The organism is Bradyrhizobium sp. USDA 4454 (assembly GCF_054822705.1).
This window is the reverse complement of record NZ_JBTRCN010000001.1, coordinates 7528620-7545125: the sequence shown is the minus strand read 5'-3', so window position 1 is coordinate 7545125 and position 16506 is coordinate 7528620. Positions and strand designations below refer to the sequence as shown.

Sequence of the window (16506 nt, the reverse complement as noted above, 5' to 3'; positions counted from 1 at the left end):
ATTCCCGGTGCGCAATTGCGCACCGGGAATGACGGATCAACAAGAGGAGCAATCAAATGCCCACCATCACCACCAAAGACGGCGTCGAGATCTTCTTCAAGGATTGGGGTTCGGGCCAGCCGATCGTGTTCAGCCATGGCTGGCCGCTGTCGTCGGACGACTGGGACGCGCAGATGCTGTTCTTCCTCAACCACGGCTTTCGCGTCGTCGCCCATGATCGCCGCGGCCACGGCCGCTCCGCCCAGGTCGCCGACGGTCATGACATGGACCACTATGCCGACGACCTCGCTGCGGTCACCGCGCATCTCGACCTGAAGAACGCTGTCCATGTCGGCCATTCCACCGGCGGCGGCGAGGTCGTGCACTACATTGCGCGCCATGGCGAGAGCCGGGTCGCGAAGGCCGCCATCATCGCGGCCGTGCCGCCCTTGATGGTGCAGACGCCTGCCAATCCGGGCGGCCTGCCGAAATCGGTGTTCGACGGCTTGCAGGCCCAGGTCGCGGCCAACCGCTCGCAATTCTACCGCGATCTGCCGGCGGGGCCGTTCTACGGCTACAACCGGCCCGGTGCGAAACCGTCGGAAGCGGTGATCCAGAACTGGTGGCGGCAGGGCATGATGGGTGGCGCGAAAGCGCATTATGACGGCATCGTCGCCTTTTCGCAGACAGACTTCACCGAGGATTTGAAGAAGATCAACGTGCCGGTGCTGGTGATGCATGGCGACGACGACCAGATCGTGCCCTATGCCGATTCCGGCCCGCTCTCGGCCAAGCTTCTGAAGAACGGCACGTTGAAGACCTACAAGGGCTTTCCGCACGGCATGCCGACCACGGAAGCCGAAACCATCAACAAGGATCTGCTGGCGTTCATCAAGGGCTGAGGCGCGGAGCAAGCGTTCAGCGTTGCCTGCCAGCGCAATGCAGCTGCTGAATGCGCTGAAGTGAGGAAGCCACCGATGGCAGGTTCCCTCCCCCCTTGCGGGGAAGGGTTAGGGAGAGGGGTGGCCACACGGCACGCTCTCTCGAACTGGCTGTTCGACTCTGCAACCGAATGCGAAGTCGATCGTTTCGTCACGCTTCTCGCCCGGGGCTTACCCCTCTCCCCAACCCTCCCCCGCAAGGGGGGAGGGAGCTTGAAGAGCGTGCTCACCTCACCTGTTTCGCGCGCAACTCCGGTTCCTCCGACGCGATTATCTCAAGGCGACCTGCTACCTCCAGCGCCGCAAGGCGTTATAACCACCGTCATGTCGCCACCCGCGCCGCTGAAACTGATCGCCCTCGATGCCGATGACCTCGCGGTGATCTCCGCCCATGTCCAGGACGCCCGCGTCCAGGCTGCGGACATCGTCTGGCGCCAGGGCGAGAAGCGCCTGGTGGTCGGCCTGAATCGGCTCGACTGGGAACAGACCCTGTCCGGCGGCACCTGCTCGCGCCGGCTGATTGCCGCGCTTCGGTTCGACCGGGTGCTGGCATGCAAGTCGCGCAATATCGATCTGGAGGCCCCGGAGGCCACCTTGGAACTGCTCGGGATCGAATTCCATGCCTCCGACCCGCCGGGCGGCAGCGCGCTGCTGATGTTCGGTCAGGGGGCGGCGCTGCGGCTCGATGTCGAATGCCTGGAGTGCGAATTGACCGATCTTGGGGAAGACGACCTCGGCGTGGGGCCCTGATTGCGTCGTCCCGGCGAAGGCCGGGACCCATTACCCCAGAAGTCAGCGGTTGCGGCAGACTGGGGCCGCGTCCGGCTCCAACAACCGGATTCGGTGGTTATGGGTCCCCGCTTTCGCCGGGACGACGGGCGCCAAGGGTTGACGGCCATTATCCGCCGCGCCATTGAGCAGGGAGCTGAATTCCATCTAAGAAAGCCGTTATGCCCGTTCGCCTGGACCGACAGAGCGCCGATTTCGACCAGCGTTTCCGCGACTTCCTGGCGGCCAAGCGCGAGGTGTCGGCCGACGTCGAACGGGCCACCCGTGCCATCGTCGACGACGTGGCGGCCCGCGGCGATGCGGCGCTGTTCGAGGCGACCAGGAAGTTCGACCGGCTCGAACTCGATGCCGCCGGCCTGCGTATCACCGCCGCCGAGATCGACGCCGCGGTCGCGGCCTGCGACCCCAGGACCGTCGAGGCACTGAAATTAGCGCGCGACCGGATCGAGACCTTCCACCGCCGCCAGCTGCCGAAGGACGAGCGCTTCACAGACGCCGCCGGCGTCGAGCTCGGCTGGCGTTGGAGCGCGGTCGATGCGGTCGGGCTTTACGTGCCGGGCGGGACCGCGGCCTATCCGTCCTCGGTGCTGATGAACGCGGTGCCGGCCAAGGTCGCCGGCGTGCCGCGCGTGGTGATGGTGGTACCGGCGCCGGACGGCAAGCTCAACCCGCTGGTGCTCGCGGCAGCCCATCTCGGCGGCGTCTCGGAAATCTACCGCGTCGGCGGAGCCCAGGCGGTGGCCGCCTTGGCCTACGGCACCGCGACGATCGCGCCGGTGGCAAAAATCGTCGGTCCCGGCAACGCCTATGTCGCCGCGGCCAAGCGGCTGGTGTTCGGCAAGGTCGGCATCGACATGATCGCGGGCCCCTCCGAGGTGCTTGTCATCGCGGACGCGACCTCCAATGCCGACTGGATCGCGGCCGATCTGTTGGCGCAGGCCGAGCACGACGTCAGCGCGCAGTCGATCCTGATCACCGACAGCGCGCGGCTCGCCGCCGATGTCGAGCGCGCGGTCGAAGCGCAGCTGTCGACGCTGCCGCGCGCCGAGATCGCCCGCGCTTCGTGGAACGATTTCGGCGCCGTGATCAAGGTGGCCAGGATCGACGACGCGGTCGAGCTCGCCAATGCGATCGCGGCCGAGCATCTGGAGATCATGACTGCCGACGCCGAGGGCCTGTCGCACAAGGTCCGCAACGCCGGGGCGATCTTCCTCGGAGGCCATACCCCGGAGGCGATCGGCGATTATGTCGGCGGCTCCAACCACGTGCTGCCGACCGCGCGCTCGGCGCGGTTTTCCTCGGGGCTCGGGGTGCTTGACTTCATGAAGCGAACCTCGATCCTGAGGTGCGGACCGGATCAGCTTCGTGCGCTCGGGCCCGCCGCGATGACGCTCGGCCAGGCCGAGGGTCTCGATGCACATTCACGTTCCGTCGGATTGCGCCTCAACCTCTCATGAACAAGCCGCCAGACGACGAGGATTCCAACAATCGCATCGTCGCGGTGACGCTCGACGAGGAATCGATCGGCCGTTCCGGGCCCGACATCGAGCATGAGCGCGCGATCGCGATCTATGACCTGGTCGAGCAGAATCTGTTCGCGCCCGAAGGCGCTGCGGCCGGGCCCTATACCCTGCATATCGCGATCAGCGGCAACCGGCTGATGTTCGATATCAGGAAAGAGGACGGCACGCCGGTGGTCGCGCATCTGTTGTCGCTGACGCCGTTCCGCCGCGTCGTGAAGGACTATTTCATGATCTGCGACAGCTATTACCAGGCGATCCGGACCGCGACACCGGACAAGATCGAGGCGATCGACATGGGCCGCCGCGGCATTCATGACGAGGGCTCGCGCACGCTGCAGGAGCGGCTCAAGGGCAAGGTGCGCGTTGATTTCGAGACCGCGCGGCGGCTGTTCACGCTGATCACCGTTCTTCATTGGAAAGGCGAGGGCGGATGACCGGGGAAGCGATGATTGACGGGGGCGTACCCCGGTCGAAAAAAGCCTGATCGCATGGAGGCGCCGCGCGCGCGCAACCCGCAGGCCGTGCTGTTCGCATGCGGCCTCAACAGCGTGCGCTCGCCGATGGCTGAAAGCCTGTTGCAGCAGATGTTCCCGCAAGGCCTCTATGTCCGCTCGGCCGGCGTGCGGAAGGGCGAACTCGATCCGTTCGCGGTCGCCGTGATGGCCGAGCTCGGCCAGGACATCTCCACTCACAAGCCGCAGACCTTCGAGGAACTCGAGGACTGGGAAGGCCTGAACTTCGACCTGATCATCACGCTGGCGCCGGAGGCCCATCACAAGGCGCTCGACCTCACCCGCACGGTCGCGGCCGATGTCGAATACTGGCCGACGGTGGACCCCACCGGCACCGAGGGCTCGCGCGAGCAGAAGCTCGCCGCCTATCGCGAGGTCTGCGACGGCCTGCTGTTGCGGATCCGCCGCCGTTTTGCCCAGGCGGGCGCGGCGAACCTGTGAAACTTCGCGATGCGTGTTCCGATTGGCAGAACCGCGCCTTGTCGCCAGACTGACAAACGACTGTGCTTATGGGGCCTTGTCTCCAGGCGGGAGCGCGATTCGCAAGCCGGTTCCAAGGTTGTGCATCCATGCCCCATCCGATAGGTTCCGCCCGCGTCGTCCCCCCGATTCAGCCCAAAAGCCCGCATGCTAGGCCGTCCCAAATTCGTTCTTGCTTCCGGTTCGCCGCGCCGGCTGGCCCTGCTCAACCAGGCCGGCATCGAGCCCGACGCGCTGCGCCCGGCCGATGTCGACGAGACCCCGCGGCGTGGCGAGTTGCCGCGCGCCTGCGCCAACCGCCTGGCGCGTGCCAAGGCGGATGCGGCGCTGAAATCGGTTCAGCTCGACGACGATTTGCGCGGCTCCTTCATCATTGCCGCCGACACCGTGGTCGCGGTCGGCCGGCGCATCCTGCCCAAGGCCAATCTGGTCGACGAGGCCGCGCAGTGTCTGCGGCTGTTGTCGGGCCGCAACCATCGCGTCTACACCGCGATCTGCGTGGTGACGCCACGCGAGGCATTCCGCCAGCGTCTGGTCGAGACCCGCGTGCGCTTCAAGCGGCTCAGCGAGGACGACATCCAGGCCTATATCGGCTCCGGCGAATGGCGCGGCAAAGCCGGCGGCTACGCCGTGCAGGGCATCGCCGGATCGTTCGTGGTCAAGATGGTCGGCTCCTACACCAACGTGGTCGGCCTGCCGCTCTACGAGACCGTGACCCTGCTCGGCGGCGAAGGCTTCCCGATCCGCCACGGCTGGCTCAACACGGCCACGGTGTGAGATCGAGGAACCTCGCGGCGTTGGCGCCCTTGCATCTCGCTTGCTGTAGGCTACGTGCCAGCCATGACCGACCAAGCCCGAACGCCACCGGCCACCCCGCGCGCCTGCCCGATCTGCGGCAAGCCCGTGGAGCACGCCTTCCGCCCGTTCTGCTCGCCACGCTGCCGCGATGTCGACCTCAACCGCTGGCTGACCGGCCGCTACGTCGTTCCCGGCCGCGAGGACGACACCGAGGACCCGGAATAGCCAAGATTTCCCAACAAGTTGGGGAAATCACAAAAGCCGGGCCCGCCCCGCCGAAGCCTTCGGCGAAGGCGGGTGGACACGGCGCCCCGACCTCTCTATAAACCGCCCGCTCGCTCCGGCCTTTATGGCCCCGCGGGTTTGCCCAGGTAGCTCAGTTGGTAGAGCATGCGACTGAAAATCGCAGTGTCGGTGGTTCGATCCCGCCCCTGGGCACCATTCAGCTCAATGCTGCCGTAGCCGATAAGCCATCCACACGAAGGAAACCAAGTTCGGCCGGCCGTCCGCACTCGACCCAGCCAACGCCGCACCATCGCCGTGCGCTATGCTGCCGGCGAGACCATGGCCGAGCTCGCCCGCGGCGCGTACGAATGTGGCGAAGCCACCATCTGGCGGGCGCCCGCAATAGTTGCGGGCCCATCCCGAGCCGATCTACGCGGCCCAGTCAACTATCGCATCGATGAATGTCTTGGCCTGATAGATTGCATCCCGTGGTCGCACACATACCGACCGAGACCGTCCTGCCCTTCCCAACGGTCCATCTCCATCCGTGAGGATAGCTCACTTCGACGACCGAGAAGCCGATGCCACGATGTTCCACGGAAGACCTCCGCTAACATGTTCCAGACACGAGCTCATGCTAGCGCGCTGGATGGGGCACCCGCAACCGAGATTGGGTGCAAGTTACGGTGGCGAGTTACTGTGACAGTGCTGGACTGTCACCGTAATGCAGCCCCGGCAGGTCGCCTCACTCTTGCGGGTCGGTGGACTGAGCCTCCTACCGATAGTCCTTGTTGTCGATCACCTTGCCGTCCTTGCTCCCGCTGGCATCGGTCGGCATGCATTCGACCTGCACGAGATCGGGATAGAGCTCCCAGGTTCGCACCAGGAATTTCCTACGGATACCGTAGGAGGTGATGACACAGCGGTTCAGGACCGGGCTGACTGCCGCGGCGACGTAGCCGGGATAGAACAGCGATCCATGATGCAGCACGCTCCAGATCTCGTTGAACCAGGTCGCGCGCACCCGGAAGGTCACAGTGTTCTGCTCGGTGCAGGGTAGCGTTTCGCAACCATAGACCTCGTGGACTTCCTGGCCTTCGGTCTGCGAACTGGAGAGATTCTGGGAGTTGGAAAGATAGAGTTGCTCGTCGCGCTGCACCGTGGCGAGGTACCAGGGCAAGGTCACCGCGACCGTCGCCGCGCCGTAGATGAGGTAGCAGACGGCGATCGTCGCGAGGATCATGATTCCGCCGCGCGCCTTGCTGAATTCCGGATCGCCATAGGCGTCCTTGGCATAGACGCAGCGCGCCCACAGCGCGCGGTAGCCGGCGAACACCCAGCGCAGGAAGCGGTAGATCCGCCACGTCACCGGCGCGATCAGCTGCAGGTAGATCCAGCCGCAGGAGCGGACGAACTGCGACCAGAACCGGCCGAGCATGCTCAATTCCCGGTGCGCGCGCCCGAGATCGGACTGGTCGTAGGACTTCTTGGCCTCATAGGCCTTGGTCTTGAAGTCGGACAGCGTCTTGTCGATGCCGTCCAGCAACGCATCAGCGTCGTTATGCGGCTTTTCGGTCATGGGCGATCCAGTTCGACGTGAAATTGCGGCTCGCGGCATCGAAGCCGATGTCGAGCGTCCCGCTGAAGGCGGCGTCCGCCATCGTCTTCTCGACGATCATGGCTTCGATGCGCTTGATGCGCCCGGGCAGGCCGCGCGCTCCGATCTCGGGCGAATAGGTCTTGTCGCAGAACTCGCGCAACTGGGCCTCGGGGAAGCGCACCTCGATCGATTGCGCCTTGTAGAAGGCGTTGATGCGCGAGATTTCGCGGAACACGATCTTCTCGATCGTCTCCATGTTGAGCTTGTGGAACAGGATGATGTTCTCGCGTCCCTCGAAGCGGTTCAGGAATTCGGTCCGGAACGACTTCTTGAGGTCGCGGATGGTGAGTTCATAGGCCTCTTCCTGGCTCAGATCGCCGGGCCCGGTGCCGACCCGCAGCGCATGATCCGCGCCGATATTGGTGGTCATCGGCATCACCACGTCGCCGAACTCGACCTTGCGGCCCAGATTGTCGCGGCAGCGTCCGTCGTCGAGGATGTTGAGGCAGATGTTGAAGATGTCGGGGTGAGCCTTTTCGATCTCGTCCCACAGCATGACCTGGTACGGATTGGCCCGCACCGAATTGGTCATCTCGCCGCCGGCAGCGAAGCCGTCATAGCCCGGAGGCGCGCCGATCAGCTTGGTGACGTCGTTCTTCTCCATGAACTCGCCCATGTCGTAGCGGTTCAGCGCCTTGTCGGTGTCGAACAGCGCCTCCGCCAACCCCTTGGAGACCTCGGTCTTGCCGACGCCGCTGGCGCCGCAGAACAGGAACGGCAGCGGCTTGTCGGTGCGCCGGCCGCGCCGCCAGACCTTGACCGCGCGATCGACATGATCGAGCACCGCGTCCTGGCCGAACACGCGCCGCTTCAGCGAGCCGTGCAGATTGAGCAGCTTGACGGCGTCATTCTGCTTCAGCTTGGAGGCGTCGATGCCGGAGATCAGCGAAAACTCGTCGATCACCATGTCTGCGGTGAACAGCAGCCGATCGTTGATCTCCTTGGTGACGGCCTTGTATTTCACCCGGTTCTCGTCGACGGCCGCCTGGGTCCGCGCGATCTCGCCGCGCAGCTGGAGGATTTCGGGCGTCGCATAGCCGGACGCCCTGGCGATCAGGTCGAAGTCGGCATCGCCGGCGGAGGCCTTGCCGGCGGGCTCGTCGAGGTGCCGCTTCTTCTCCTCCTCCTCGAGGGTGCGCAGCTGGGCCTCCATGTGCGCGATCGACTTCTCGCCCTCGCGTTGTGCCGCGTAATAGCCCTTGATCCTGGCCTGGTGTTCGGCGAACTCGGCCTTGTGGCGGGCGATGGCCGCGCGCACGGTGGCGGCCTTGTCCTCGTTTCCGGAAGCCGATCCGCCGGCGGTGAGGCGCGCGAGCTCGGCTTCCAGCTCCGCGAGCAGCGGCGGCGTCGAATGCGCCCGCAACAGATAGCGCGCCATGCCGCGGTCGAGCAGGGTGCGGGTGCGCGCGGGCTGTGCCGCGCTGAGGCCGGTGTCGAGCGAGCGGTACTTGCTCGACATGTCGATCGCCGCCCTGACCGCCGCCGGATCGATCCGGACCCCGTAATTCTCCTCGAGGTCCTTGGCGCCGTGCAGCGCGATCTCCTCCAGCTCGGCGCCGACCGGCTCGGTCAGGTCCATCAGCGTGAAGTGATCGCGGAAGTCGGAATGGCATTTGAGGACCTGGGTCAGGTCGGCCTCGCGCACCTCGAGGAAGACCTGCGTCTTCTTCGCCTTCACCATCGCCGTCAACGCGTTGACGATGTGCATCAGCCCGCTGTTGCGCAGCGCATCGATCAGATCAAGCGTGTCCTCGACGATCAGGACGCTGTCGGGCGTGCGGTTCAACCGCGCGAAGATGGTCTTGAACTGCTTGACGATGGCGTCGTTGTCGCCGAGGCCGAACAGGCCGTCGGTGTCGAGCCAGAACAGCCGCTTGTTGACGATGTCGAACGGCGCGTCGGGGTCGGCCTTGCGCGCCTGCAGCGCCTGCGCCAGCGTGGTGATGCCGACGCCGCTCGGACCTGACACGATCACGCTGTTGGCTTCCATCCGCGTCAGGATGGTACACAGCTCCTCGAACTTGTCCGCGCAGCCAACCAGCTTGAAGTTCTTGCGCTCGGCGAGCTTCTCGCTTCCGGTGATCAGGAAGTTGTCGGCCATTGGGATGTCCATCGGTCAGGCTTGCACATCAAGGAGCCCGGACCGGCCGTGCCGGTCCGGCAGGCGGGCCTCAGATCTGCCCGAACGTGATCTCCTTGTCGTCGACCGGTTTCGGCGTCGTGGAAGCGGCCGGCGTGCCGGCATCCTTGGCGTCCATGCCGATGCTCTCCTGCAACCGCGCCCGGACGGTCGCGGTGACATCGCTGAGCTCTCCGAGCCGGCTCTGGATATTGGAGAGCCCGTCTTCCCGCAGCTTGTTGGCGGCCTGCAGCGATTCGGCGATGTTCGACATCGACTCGACCTTCTCCATGATCCGCTTGGATGCCTCGTCGACCTGCAGCGCCTGGCGGATGACCTCCTTGTTGGCGACGTCGTCGGTCACCGCATTCATCGCCCGCATCGAATCGCGCACGCTCTCCGAGGCCTCATTGAGCGCCGAGTTGTTGAGCGCCTGGATGGTGGTGTTCAGGCTGGTGGCGACGCTGGCGATGCCGTCGCTGGAGAGCTCGCGCAAATTGACGTTCTGCTTGCCGAGCGCGTCGTGGAAGGTGTTGGCGTCGACCGCGTCCTTTTCGAGATCGGCCACGGTCTTCTTGGTGCCGCGGCCGCTGTCCAGCAGCGCGGTGACGTGGCGCTCGAAATCGTTCTTCTTGCGCTCGCGCTCGAGACGGGCGAGCGTATCCTCGCCCTCCTTCGCGGTCGACAGCGCCTGCACCTTCTCCTTATTCGCGGCGCAGGCGAGATCGATGCCCTTGTCGAGAATCGCGACCACCGTGATCATCTGCGAGTTGATCTTGACCAGCTTGTCGGCTTGCCCCTCGATGCCGCCGAGTTCGTCGCGCAATTCCGAGACCGTAACTTGCGACTTGTCGATATAGTCGAGCGCCGCCTTTATGATGCCCTCGACGCGCTTGACGTGCTCGGGGCCGGAGATGTCGAGCATCTTGCGGACCTGGTCCTTCTCGGCCTTGAACTTGCCCTGCTTGGCGTCGTGCTCGGCCTTCTCCGTGACGATCGCCTGCGCCTTGTCGCGGCAGGTCTTCAGGGCCTCGATCCCCTTGGCGATCAGCAGTTCCTTGGCGGCGATTTCGGCCTGCGCGGATTTCTTGATGCCGCCGAACAGGCCGGTCTGCGTCTTCAGCTGGGCGATGTCGCGATCGAGCTTGTCCTTGTCGGCGTTGATCTGCCGCGCTTCGGCCTCGACCTGCGCCGTACGGCGGTCCCAATCGGCTTCGCGCTTGCGGTCCTCCTCGATCTCCGCGAAGGTATCCAGCACGACATTGTCGCCGGCGGTGCGCAGCGTGTAGAGCGCATCGAGATTGTCGACCAGCGGCCGGATCATCTCGCGGAAATCGAGCACGCCCTTGTTCATGTCGGCAAAGGTCTGCTTCATCTTGGCGAACACGGTCGTCGACGACAGCTCGATCAGCTTGCGTTGCATCAGCGTGCGCTGCTGCGCCAGATATTCCTTGTAGCTCTCGAGCTGCTTGATCGACGCCTTGCACTCCTCGGCGAGGTCGGGCGAGAGCAGCGCTCCGATCTGGCGGCTGCGCTCTTCCGGCGCGGCCTCGGGATTGAACACGATCTTGGCGACCGGATTGGCCGTGATGTCGACCGGGGCTGCCTGCGCCGCCTGCTTCGGCGCGATCCGCGCCTTGACGGCTTCATTGAGCGCGGTCGATTCGGCGAGTTTCGGGGATGCAGAGGTAGACGTAGACATTGCAGTCGTCTCCTGGTCTGGCGGTTCCAAAGGGGAGCCGCATAGGCAGCGCGGGCGTGAAAGCCGCGTTGCGCGAAAGAAATCGTCCTCAGGCAGCAAACATGAGAAATCCGGCCGATGCGGAAACTAGATGCAGCTCTTCAGCCGCACAACCATAGGGAGGCCCAATTCGAGCGGTTAACCAAACCAAGTCGCGATAGTGTTTACGCATCGTTCTGCGGTTGCTGAGTGTTTCAGCCCGGAAGGAAGCTCATCGATTTATTTCGCTGGCTGATTTGTCCGCTTCGCGCCCTGTCCGGTTCGATTGAATCTTCGCGGGCCGGTCCTGAACTGATCATGGGTTGATCTGAGGCACCTTTGCGTTGGTCACCCAGGAGATGCGCTCTCGCCTCGTCGCCCGCAAGGGTCGACTGCGATTTGAGCTCAAGTCGTCCTGCCGCGCGGAGGCCGTCCGCCCGGAGGCTAAAGATTTGAAACTGCTTCGAAAATGGTCCCGCCATCCGGCTCCTGGCGGCCTGGTGTGGAGACGCGAAAACCATAGCGACTTCAATGGCATGCAGGTCCCGGATTTATTTAAGTGGCGCACCATTGGGGTGGCGGCCTTGCGACCGGTCAATCGCGTCAGGCGCCTCACTCCCCACTGCGTTTCCAGTAGCCGGTGCCGAGCTTGCCGGTGATCACGGCAATGCTGTCGCGGACCTCGTAGGAGCCGGCGTCGCTGTAGTTCCTCAGTCCCTTCAACGCATGCAGCGTCCAGCGGCCGTTGACGAAGGTGACGGTGCCTTCGTGGGCTTGTGCCGAGCGGAACGGCTCGGCGTGGAATCTGTAGCTGCCGTCGGCCAGGATCTGCCAGATCCAGCGCGACTGGCCGCGGCCGCTCGCCACCATGATCTCCCAGGTGCCGATCAGCGCGGGATCGATCGCGCCAGTTGAGGTTGCCGGCGCTGTCGATACGACCGGAGCCGCGGCGGCCGGCGCCGCGTTCGCCTGTTTCGCCGTCTCGGCCGGCGGCGCGCCCGCCAGATAGATCGCCTTGCGCGACAGCGAGCCGTAGACGAACGGCTGTTGCTCGTTGCGGGTCGCCTCCATCACGTCGTCGCGGACGTTGCGGAACATGAAGGTGACCTCGACGCCCGGCGTCTCGATGTTGCGCAATAAAGCCGCGGCGAACGGGCTGTTGCGGCCGTCGCCGTCGAGCGCGGTGGTGCCGTCGCGCGCGGCATAGGCGACCAGCACGTTGCCGACCGGCTCGATGCGGCCGAGCCCGCTGGTGGCGGCGGCGCGCGTCGCGAGCGAGCGGCTCATCTTGGCCGCGAACGGGTTGTTGCGGCAGGCGTCGAGGATGACGAGGCCGAGACTTCCGGTGCTCGAGACCTGCAGCATCACGCTCTGCAGGCTGATCGCTTCATTGCCGGCATCGGTGTCGCGTTTCAGCTCGGCATCGACCGGAATCAGCCAGTTGTCGCCGTTGATCTCCATGCCGTGGCCGGCGAAATACACCGCGGCCATGTCGGCCCCGGCGGCATTGTGCCCGAACGCGATCAGGCCGCGCCGCATCTCGTCGAAGCCGCCATTGGTGATCAGCGTCACCGCGAAGCCGAGGCGCTTCAGCGCCGCGGCGATGTCGCCCGCGTCGGTCGGCGGATTCGATAGCGTGGGCACACTTTTGTAGGCGCCGTTGCCGATCACCAGCGCCACCCGCTTGCCGTCGGCCGCGGCCGGCGCGGCAAGGCCCGCGAGCGCCGCGACAACAGCCAGTCCCGAAACGAACGCGCGGCGGTTCATGCTGGACCCGATCGGAGGTGACCGGCACAGGGTATCGCAGCCGGCGCGCCGCGGCCATGGAAATGGCTGGGCGGTCAGGCCGCCTGTTTTGGCGTCCAGACGCCCGCCGGCACCGGCTCGGCCGGCAGCAGATTGGCGCCGGCGGCGCCCGCGATCGACATCGTGATCTCGTGGATGTCCTGCACCGAGCGCTGCATCGAGAAGCGCGGATAGAACTCGCGCATCGCATCGAAGGTCGTGGCGCCGAGCACGCGGGCCGGACGTCCGCTGACGTCGAGATCGCTCCAGCCGCCGCCGATGAAGTCGACGGGGCAGTCGGCGAGCACCGCGCCGATCTCGCGGGTGCGCACGCCCCTGGTGTAGTTGTCGAGTCGGGCTGTCTACGGCGCGATGGTGAAGTAAGACCGGCTGCCGGCATTCCGCTTCGAACGTCGGCAACCCCAGAGTTCCCGACGTTTTCCTGTGCGGTGATGGCCGCCGATGCATTTCGACCAGAGCAGATCACGTTGACGAAATGTCTTCGACGTTATCCTGCGTCCGCGTAGCCGTGCCAGGCACACGAGCCTTTCGAAAGGAGAAGCCAATTCTCCTGCACCCATTCATTTCACGATCGTGAGCATCGAGCCATTCGCCGCCGCGTCATCGCCGAGGTGATTTCAGCCGCGCAGCAACAAACCACGCCTTTCGTTTTGAAGAAGAGAATACCGCTTTCCCTAACTCGATGAAAAAGAGTTTGGCTTGGACTCGCTCGTCCGCAATTTCTCTGAGACACTTGATCGTCAGCCGATGGTGCTTGCGAGGGGAAATTCTGATGGTCTGCACCGACGTCTTCGACGAAATCAACGCCTGCGCATTGCGAACGTCGTGTCGCACGATCTGCTGTTGACGCACCGCCGGTGCGTTGCGGATCGGAATTGCTGACCGCTCCGACCTTTCAAATACATCCGGACTGACAAGGTTTCAGTCAGTCCCCTCCCAACTCGCTGCCCGCGCAGCGTGAGTGCATCCTGATGCCCGCTTCCCATGGCGCGCGTCGTCACACGCCAACCGAAATGAGGACATTCGAATGACCGCCAGCAATGATCCGATCAAGTTCGCCTATTGGGTGCCCAACGTCTCCGGAGGTCTGGTCATCAGCAAGATCGAACAGCGAACCGGTTGGGACATCGACTACAACCGCCGCCTGGCGCAGATCGCGGAGCAGGCTGGCTTTGACTATGCGCTGAGCCAGATCCGCTTCACCGCCGGTTACGGCGCCGAGTTCCAGCATGAGCCGGTCGCCTTCAGCCACGCTTTGCTTGCTGCGACCACGAAACTGAAGGTGATCGCGGCGCTGCTGCCCGGACCGTGGAATCCGGCGGTCGCGGCCAAGCAGATTGCGACCATCAGCCAGCTCACCGAGGGACGCGTTGCGGTCAACATCGTCAGCGGCTGGTTCCGCGGCGAGTTCACCGCGATCGGCGAGCCCTGGCTCGATCACGACGAGCGCTATCGCCGCTCGGAGGAATTCATCCGCGCGCTGCGCGGGATCTGGACTCAGGACAATTTCACGTTCCGTGGCGATTTCTACCGCTTCTCCGACTACACGCTGAAGCCGAAGCCGGCGCACCCGTTGCCCGAGATCTTCCAGGGAGGCAGCTCGCGCGCCGCGCGCGACATGGCCGCGCGGGTGTCGGACTGGTACTTCACCAACGGCAATTCGGTGGCGGAGATCAAGAAGCAGGTCGACGACATCAGGGCGAAGGCGCGCGCCAACAATCACTCGGTCAAGATCGGTGTCAACGCCTTTGCGATCGCGCGCGACAGCGAGGCCGAGGCGCGCGCCGTGCTCGACGAGATCATCGTCAAGGCCGATCCGGAGGCGGTCAATGCGTTCGGGCATGAGGTGAAGAACGCCGGCAAGGCGTCGCCCGAGGGTCAGGGCAATTGGGCACAATCGAGCTTCGAGGATCTCGTCCAGTACAATGACGGCTTCAAGACCAACCTGATCGGCACACCGGAGCAGATCGCCGAGCGCATCGTCGCGCTGAAGCAGGTCGGGGTCGATCTCGTGCTGCTCGGCTTCCTGCATTTCCAGGAGGAGGTCGAATATTTCGGCCGCCGGGTCATTCCGCTGGTCCGTGCGCTGGAGGCAAAGACCACCGCGCATGCCGAGGCTGCCGAGTGACGGGGAGCCTTTCGACGTGACGGTGGTGGTGACAGACGCTGAGGTCCTTGCGCTGGAGACGGCCCCAGCGCATGGCAAGACGCGTCCAACGGCGACCGCCGATGTTCCGGATCGGCGGCTTGCACAGGCTGCGGATCGCGCGGCACGGCCGGTGCTGGGCCTCAGCGATATCGCGCTGGCATTCGGCGGCGTCGCCGCACTGCGTGACGTCGATCTTGCGGTGGCGTCCGGTGAGATCCGTGCCGTCATCGGGCCCAACGGCGCCGGCAAAAGCTCGCTGCTCAACGTCATCAGCGGGCTCTACCGGCCCGACCGCGGCCAGGTCTGGCTCGGCGAGCGCGCCTTCGCCCAGGTGCCGACCGCCGAGCTCGCGGCGCACGGCGTCGCGCGCACGTTCCAGAATCTTGCGATCTTCAAGGGGCTGTCGGTGTTCGACAATGTCCTGATGGGGCTTGCGCATCGCGTCCGCGCCGGATTCCTGCGCCAGATCATCGGCTCGCCGCTGGCGCGGCGGATCGAGGCGGAGAATCGCGCCGCCGCCGAGGACGTCATCGGCTTCCTGCATCTCGACGACGTCCGTGAGCGCGCCGCCGGAACCTTGCCCTATGGCTTGCAGAAGCGGGTCGAGCTGGCGCGGGCGCTGGTGGCGCGACCGACGTTGCTGCTGCTGGACGAGCCGTTCGCCGGCGTCACGTTGAGTGAGAAGTTCGAGCTGTCCGAGCACGTGCGCAATGCGCGCGACAGCTATGGCGCCAGCATCGTGCTGATCGAGCACGACATCGGCGTCGTGATGGGATTGTCCGATCGCATCGCGGTGCTCGACAACGGCCGCAAGATCGCCGACGGCACGCCCGACGAGGTGAGAGCCGACCAGGCCGTGATCGACGCCTATCTCGGCGTCGCGCATCAGGACGTCACGGAGCTCGCGGTCTGATGTTCGATTATCAGTTCCTGATCGAGGTGTTGGTCGGCGGTCTGCTGTCGGGGGTGATGTACTCGCTGGTCGCGATCGGCTTCGTGCTGATCTACAAGACCTCGGGCGTGCTGAATTTCGCGCAAGGCGCGATGCTGCTGTTCGCGGCATTGACTTTCGTCAGCCTGATCGAGCGCGGCATCTCGTTTCCCCTCGCTTTCCTGATCACGCTAACGATCATGGTCGTGCTCGGCGTCAGCGTCGAGCGCGCGGTGCTGCGGCCGCTGGTCAACCAGCCGCCGATCACACTGTTCATGGCAACGCTCGGGCTGTCCTATGTGATCGAGGGCGCGGCGCAACTGCTGTGGGGCACCCAGGTTCACGGCCTCGACATCGGGATCAGCGACGTGCCGCTCGACATCGCCGGCGTCTTCATCAGCCGGTTCGACCTGTTCGCCGCGGCGGTCGCGGGCAGCCTGGTGGCGTTGTTCGCGCTGTTCTTCCGCTACACCCGGACCGGGCTGTCGTTCCGCGCGGTCGCCGACGATCCGTTCGCGGCGTTGGCCGTCGGCCTGCGGCTGCCGCGGGTCTGGGCCAGCGTGTGGACCGCCTCCGGCATCGTCGCGCTGGTCGCAGGATTGCTGTGGGGCGCGCGGCTCGGCGTGCAGTTCTCGCTGTCGCTCGTGGTGTTGAAGGCGCTGCCGGTGCTGGTGCTCGGCGGCTTCGATTCGATCGCCGGCGCGATCATCGGCGGACTTCTGATCGGCGCCATCGAGAAGCTCGCCGAAGTTTATGTCGGGCCGCTGTTCGGCGGCGGGATCGAGGCCTGGGCCGCCTATGTCGTGGCGCTGGTGCTGCTCCTGGTGCGGCCGTCGGGGCTGTTCGGGCAGAAGCTGGTCGAAAGGGTCTAGGC

15 protein-coding genes and 1 tRNA gene are annotated in these 16506 nt (G+C 65.1%); 11 read left to right on the top strand and 5 right to left on the bottom strand.

What is annotated here, in order from left to right:
* Positions 1-56 precede the first annotated feature (56 nt).
* The 8 genes from ACVIW0_RS35145 (at position 57) to ACVIW0_RS35110 (ending at position 5463) form a co-directional block, all read left to right on the top strand.
* Positions 57-881 (top strand): alpha/beta fold hydrolase, encoded by an 825-nt coding sequence (locus ACVIW0_RS35145; RefSeq protein WP_461356512.1) that lies wholly within the window; start codon positions 57-59, stop codon positions 879-881.
* Positions 882-1244: 363 nt separating this feature from the next.
* Positions 1245-1670 carry a DUF2948 family protein gene (locus ACVIW0_RS35140; protein WP_461357517.1) on the top strand — a complete coding sequence of 142 codons (426 nt, stop codon included), beginning with the start codon at positions 1245-1247 and terminating at the stop codon, positions 1668-1670.
* Positions 1671-1870: 200 nt separating this feature from the next.
* Positions 1871-3166, top strand: a complete 1296-nt coding sequence (hisD, locus tag ACVIW0_RS35135) for a histidinol dehydrogenase (RefSeq protein WP_461356511.1) — start codon at positions 1871-1873, stop codon at positions 3164-3166.
* Positions 3163-3666: a UPF0262 family protein gene (locus ACVIW0_RS35130; protein ID WP_461356510.1), complete on the top strand. Its 504-nt coding sequence runs from the start codon at positions 3163-3165 to the stop codon at positions 3664-3666. Before hisD ends, ACVIW0_RS35130 begins: the two co-directional genes overlap by 4 nt.
* A 54-nt stretch (positions 3667-3720) precedes the next feature.
* The gene (locus ACVIW0_RS35125; protein WP_461357516.1) at positions 3721-4185 is read left to right on the top strand and encodes an arsenate-mycothiol transferase ArsC; all 465 of its coding nucleotides are present in this window, start codon (positions 3721-3723) and stop codon (positions 4183-4185) included.
* A 186-nt stretch (positions 4186-4371) separates the two neighbouring features.
* The gene (locus tag ACVIW0_RS35120) at positions 4372-5001 is read left to right on the top strand and encodes a Maf-like protein (protein WP_456750699.1); all 630 of its coding nucleotides are present in this window, start codon (positions 4372-4374) and stop codon (positions 4999-5001) included.
* 63 nt (positions 5002-5064) lie between these two features.
* Positions 5065-5247, top strand: coding sequence for a DNA gyrase inhibitor YacG (gene yacG / locus ACVIW0_RS35115; RefSeq protein ID WP_461356509.1), 183 nt, complete (start codon positions 5065-5067; stop codon positions 5245-5247).
* A 140-nt stretch (positions 5248-5387) separates the two neighbouring features.
* Positions 5388-5463 (top strand) — tRNA-Phe (locus ACVIW0_RS35110).
* A 559-nt stretch (positions 5464-6022) separates the two neighbouring features.
* Here the strand turns inward: ACVIW0_RS35110 and ACVIW0_RS35105 are convergent.
* The 5 genes from ACVIW0_RS35105 to ACVIW0_RS35085 form a co-directional block, all read right to left on the bottom strand.
* On the bottom strand, positions 6023-6826 hold the full coding sequence (locus ACVIW0_RS35105) for a hypothetical protein (protein ID WP_461356508.1): 804 nt from the start codon (positions 6824-6826) through the stop codon (positions 6023-6025).
* A complete protein-coding gene (locus tag ACVIW0_RS35100) occupies positions 6807-9008 on the bottom strand; it encodes an AAA family ATPase (protein WP_461356507.1) in 2202 nt (733 codons plus the stop codon). Before ACVIW0_RS35100 ends, ACVIW0_RS35105 begins: the two co-directional genes overlap by 20 nt.
* 70 nt (positions 9009-9078) lie before the next feature.
* Complete coding sequence (locus ACVIW0_RS35095) at positions 9079-10728, bottom strand: hypothetical protein (RefSeq protein ID WP_461356506.1); 1650 nt, start codon at positions 10726-10728, stop codon at positions 9079-9081.
* A 630-nt stretch (positions 10729-11358) separates the two neighbouring features.
* Entirely contained in the window at positions 11359-12513 is a 1155-nt protein-coding gene (locus ACVIW0_RS35090) for a caspase family protein (RefSeq protein WP_461356505.1), read from the bottom strand.
* A gap of 74 nt (positions 12514-12587) precedes the next feature.
* On the bottom strand, positions 12588-12863 hold the full coding sequence (locus ACVIW0_RS35085; protein WP_461356504.1) for a hypothetical protein: 276 nt from the start codon (positions 12861-12863) through the stop codon (positions 12588-12590).
* Between the two features lie 716 nt (positions 12864-13579).
* Between ACVIW0_RS35085 and sfnG the strand changes: the two genes are divergently transcribed.
* The 3 genes from sfnG to ACVIW0_RS35070 are packed head-to-tail and all read left to right on the top strand — an operon-like array spanning position 13580 to position 16504.
* Complete coding sequence (sfnG, locus tag ACVIW0_RS35080) at positions 13580-14680, top strand: dimethylsulfone monooxygenase SfnG (protein WP_461356503.1); 1101 nt, start codon at positions 13580-13582, stop codon at positions 14678-14680.
* Entirely contained in the window at positions 14661-15614 is a 954-nt protein-coding gene (locus ACVIW0_RS35075; protein WP_461356502.1) for an ABC transporter ATP-binding protein, read from the top strand. The genes sfnG and ACVIW0_RS35075 overlap by 20 nt, the downstream gene beginning before the upstream one ends.
* The gene (locus ACVIW0_RS35070) at positions 15614-16504 is read left to right on the top strand and encodes a branched-chain amino acid ABC transporter permease (protein WP_461356501.1); all 891 of its coding nucleotides are present in this window, start codon (positions 15614-15616) and stop codon (positions 16502-16504) included. Before ACVIW0_RS35075 ends, ACVIW0_RS35070 begins: the two co-directional genes overlap by 1 nt.
* The last annotated feature ends 2 nt before the right edge of the window (positions 16505-16506 follow it).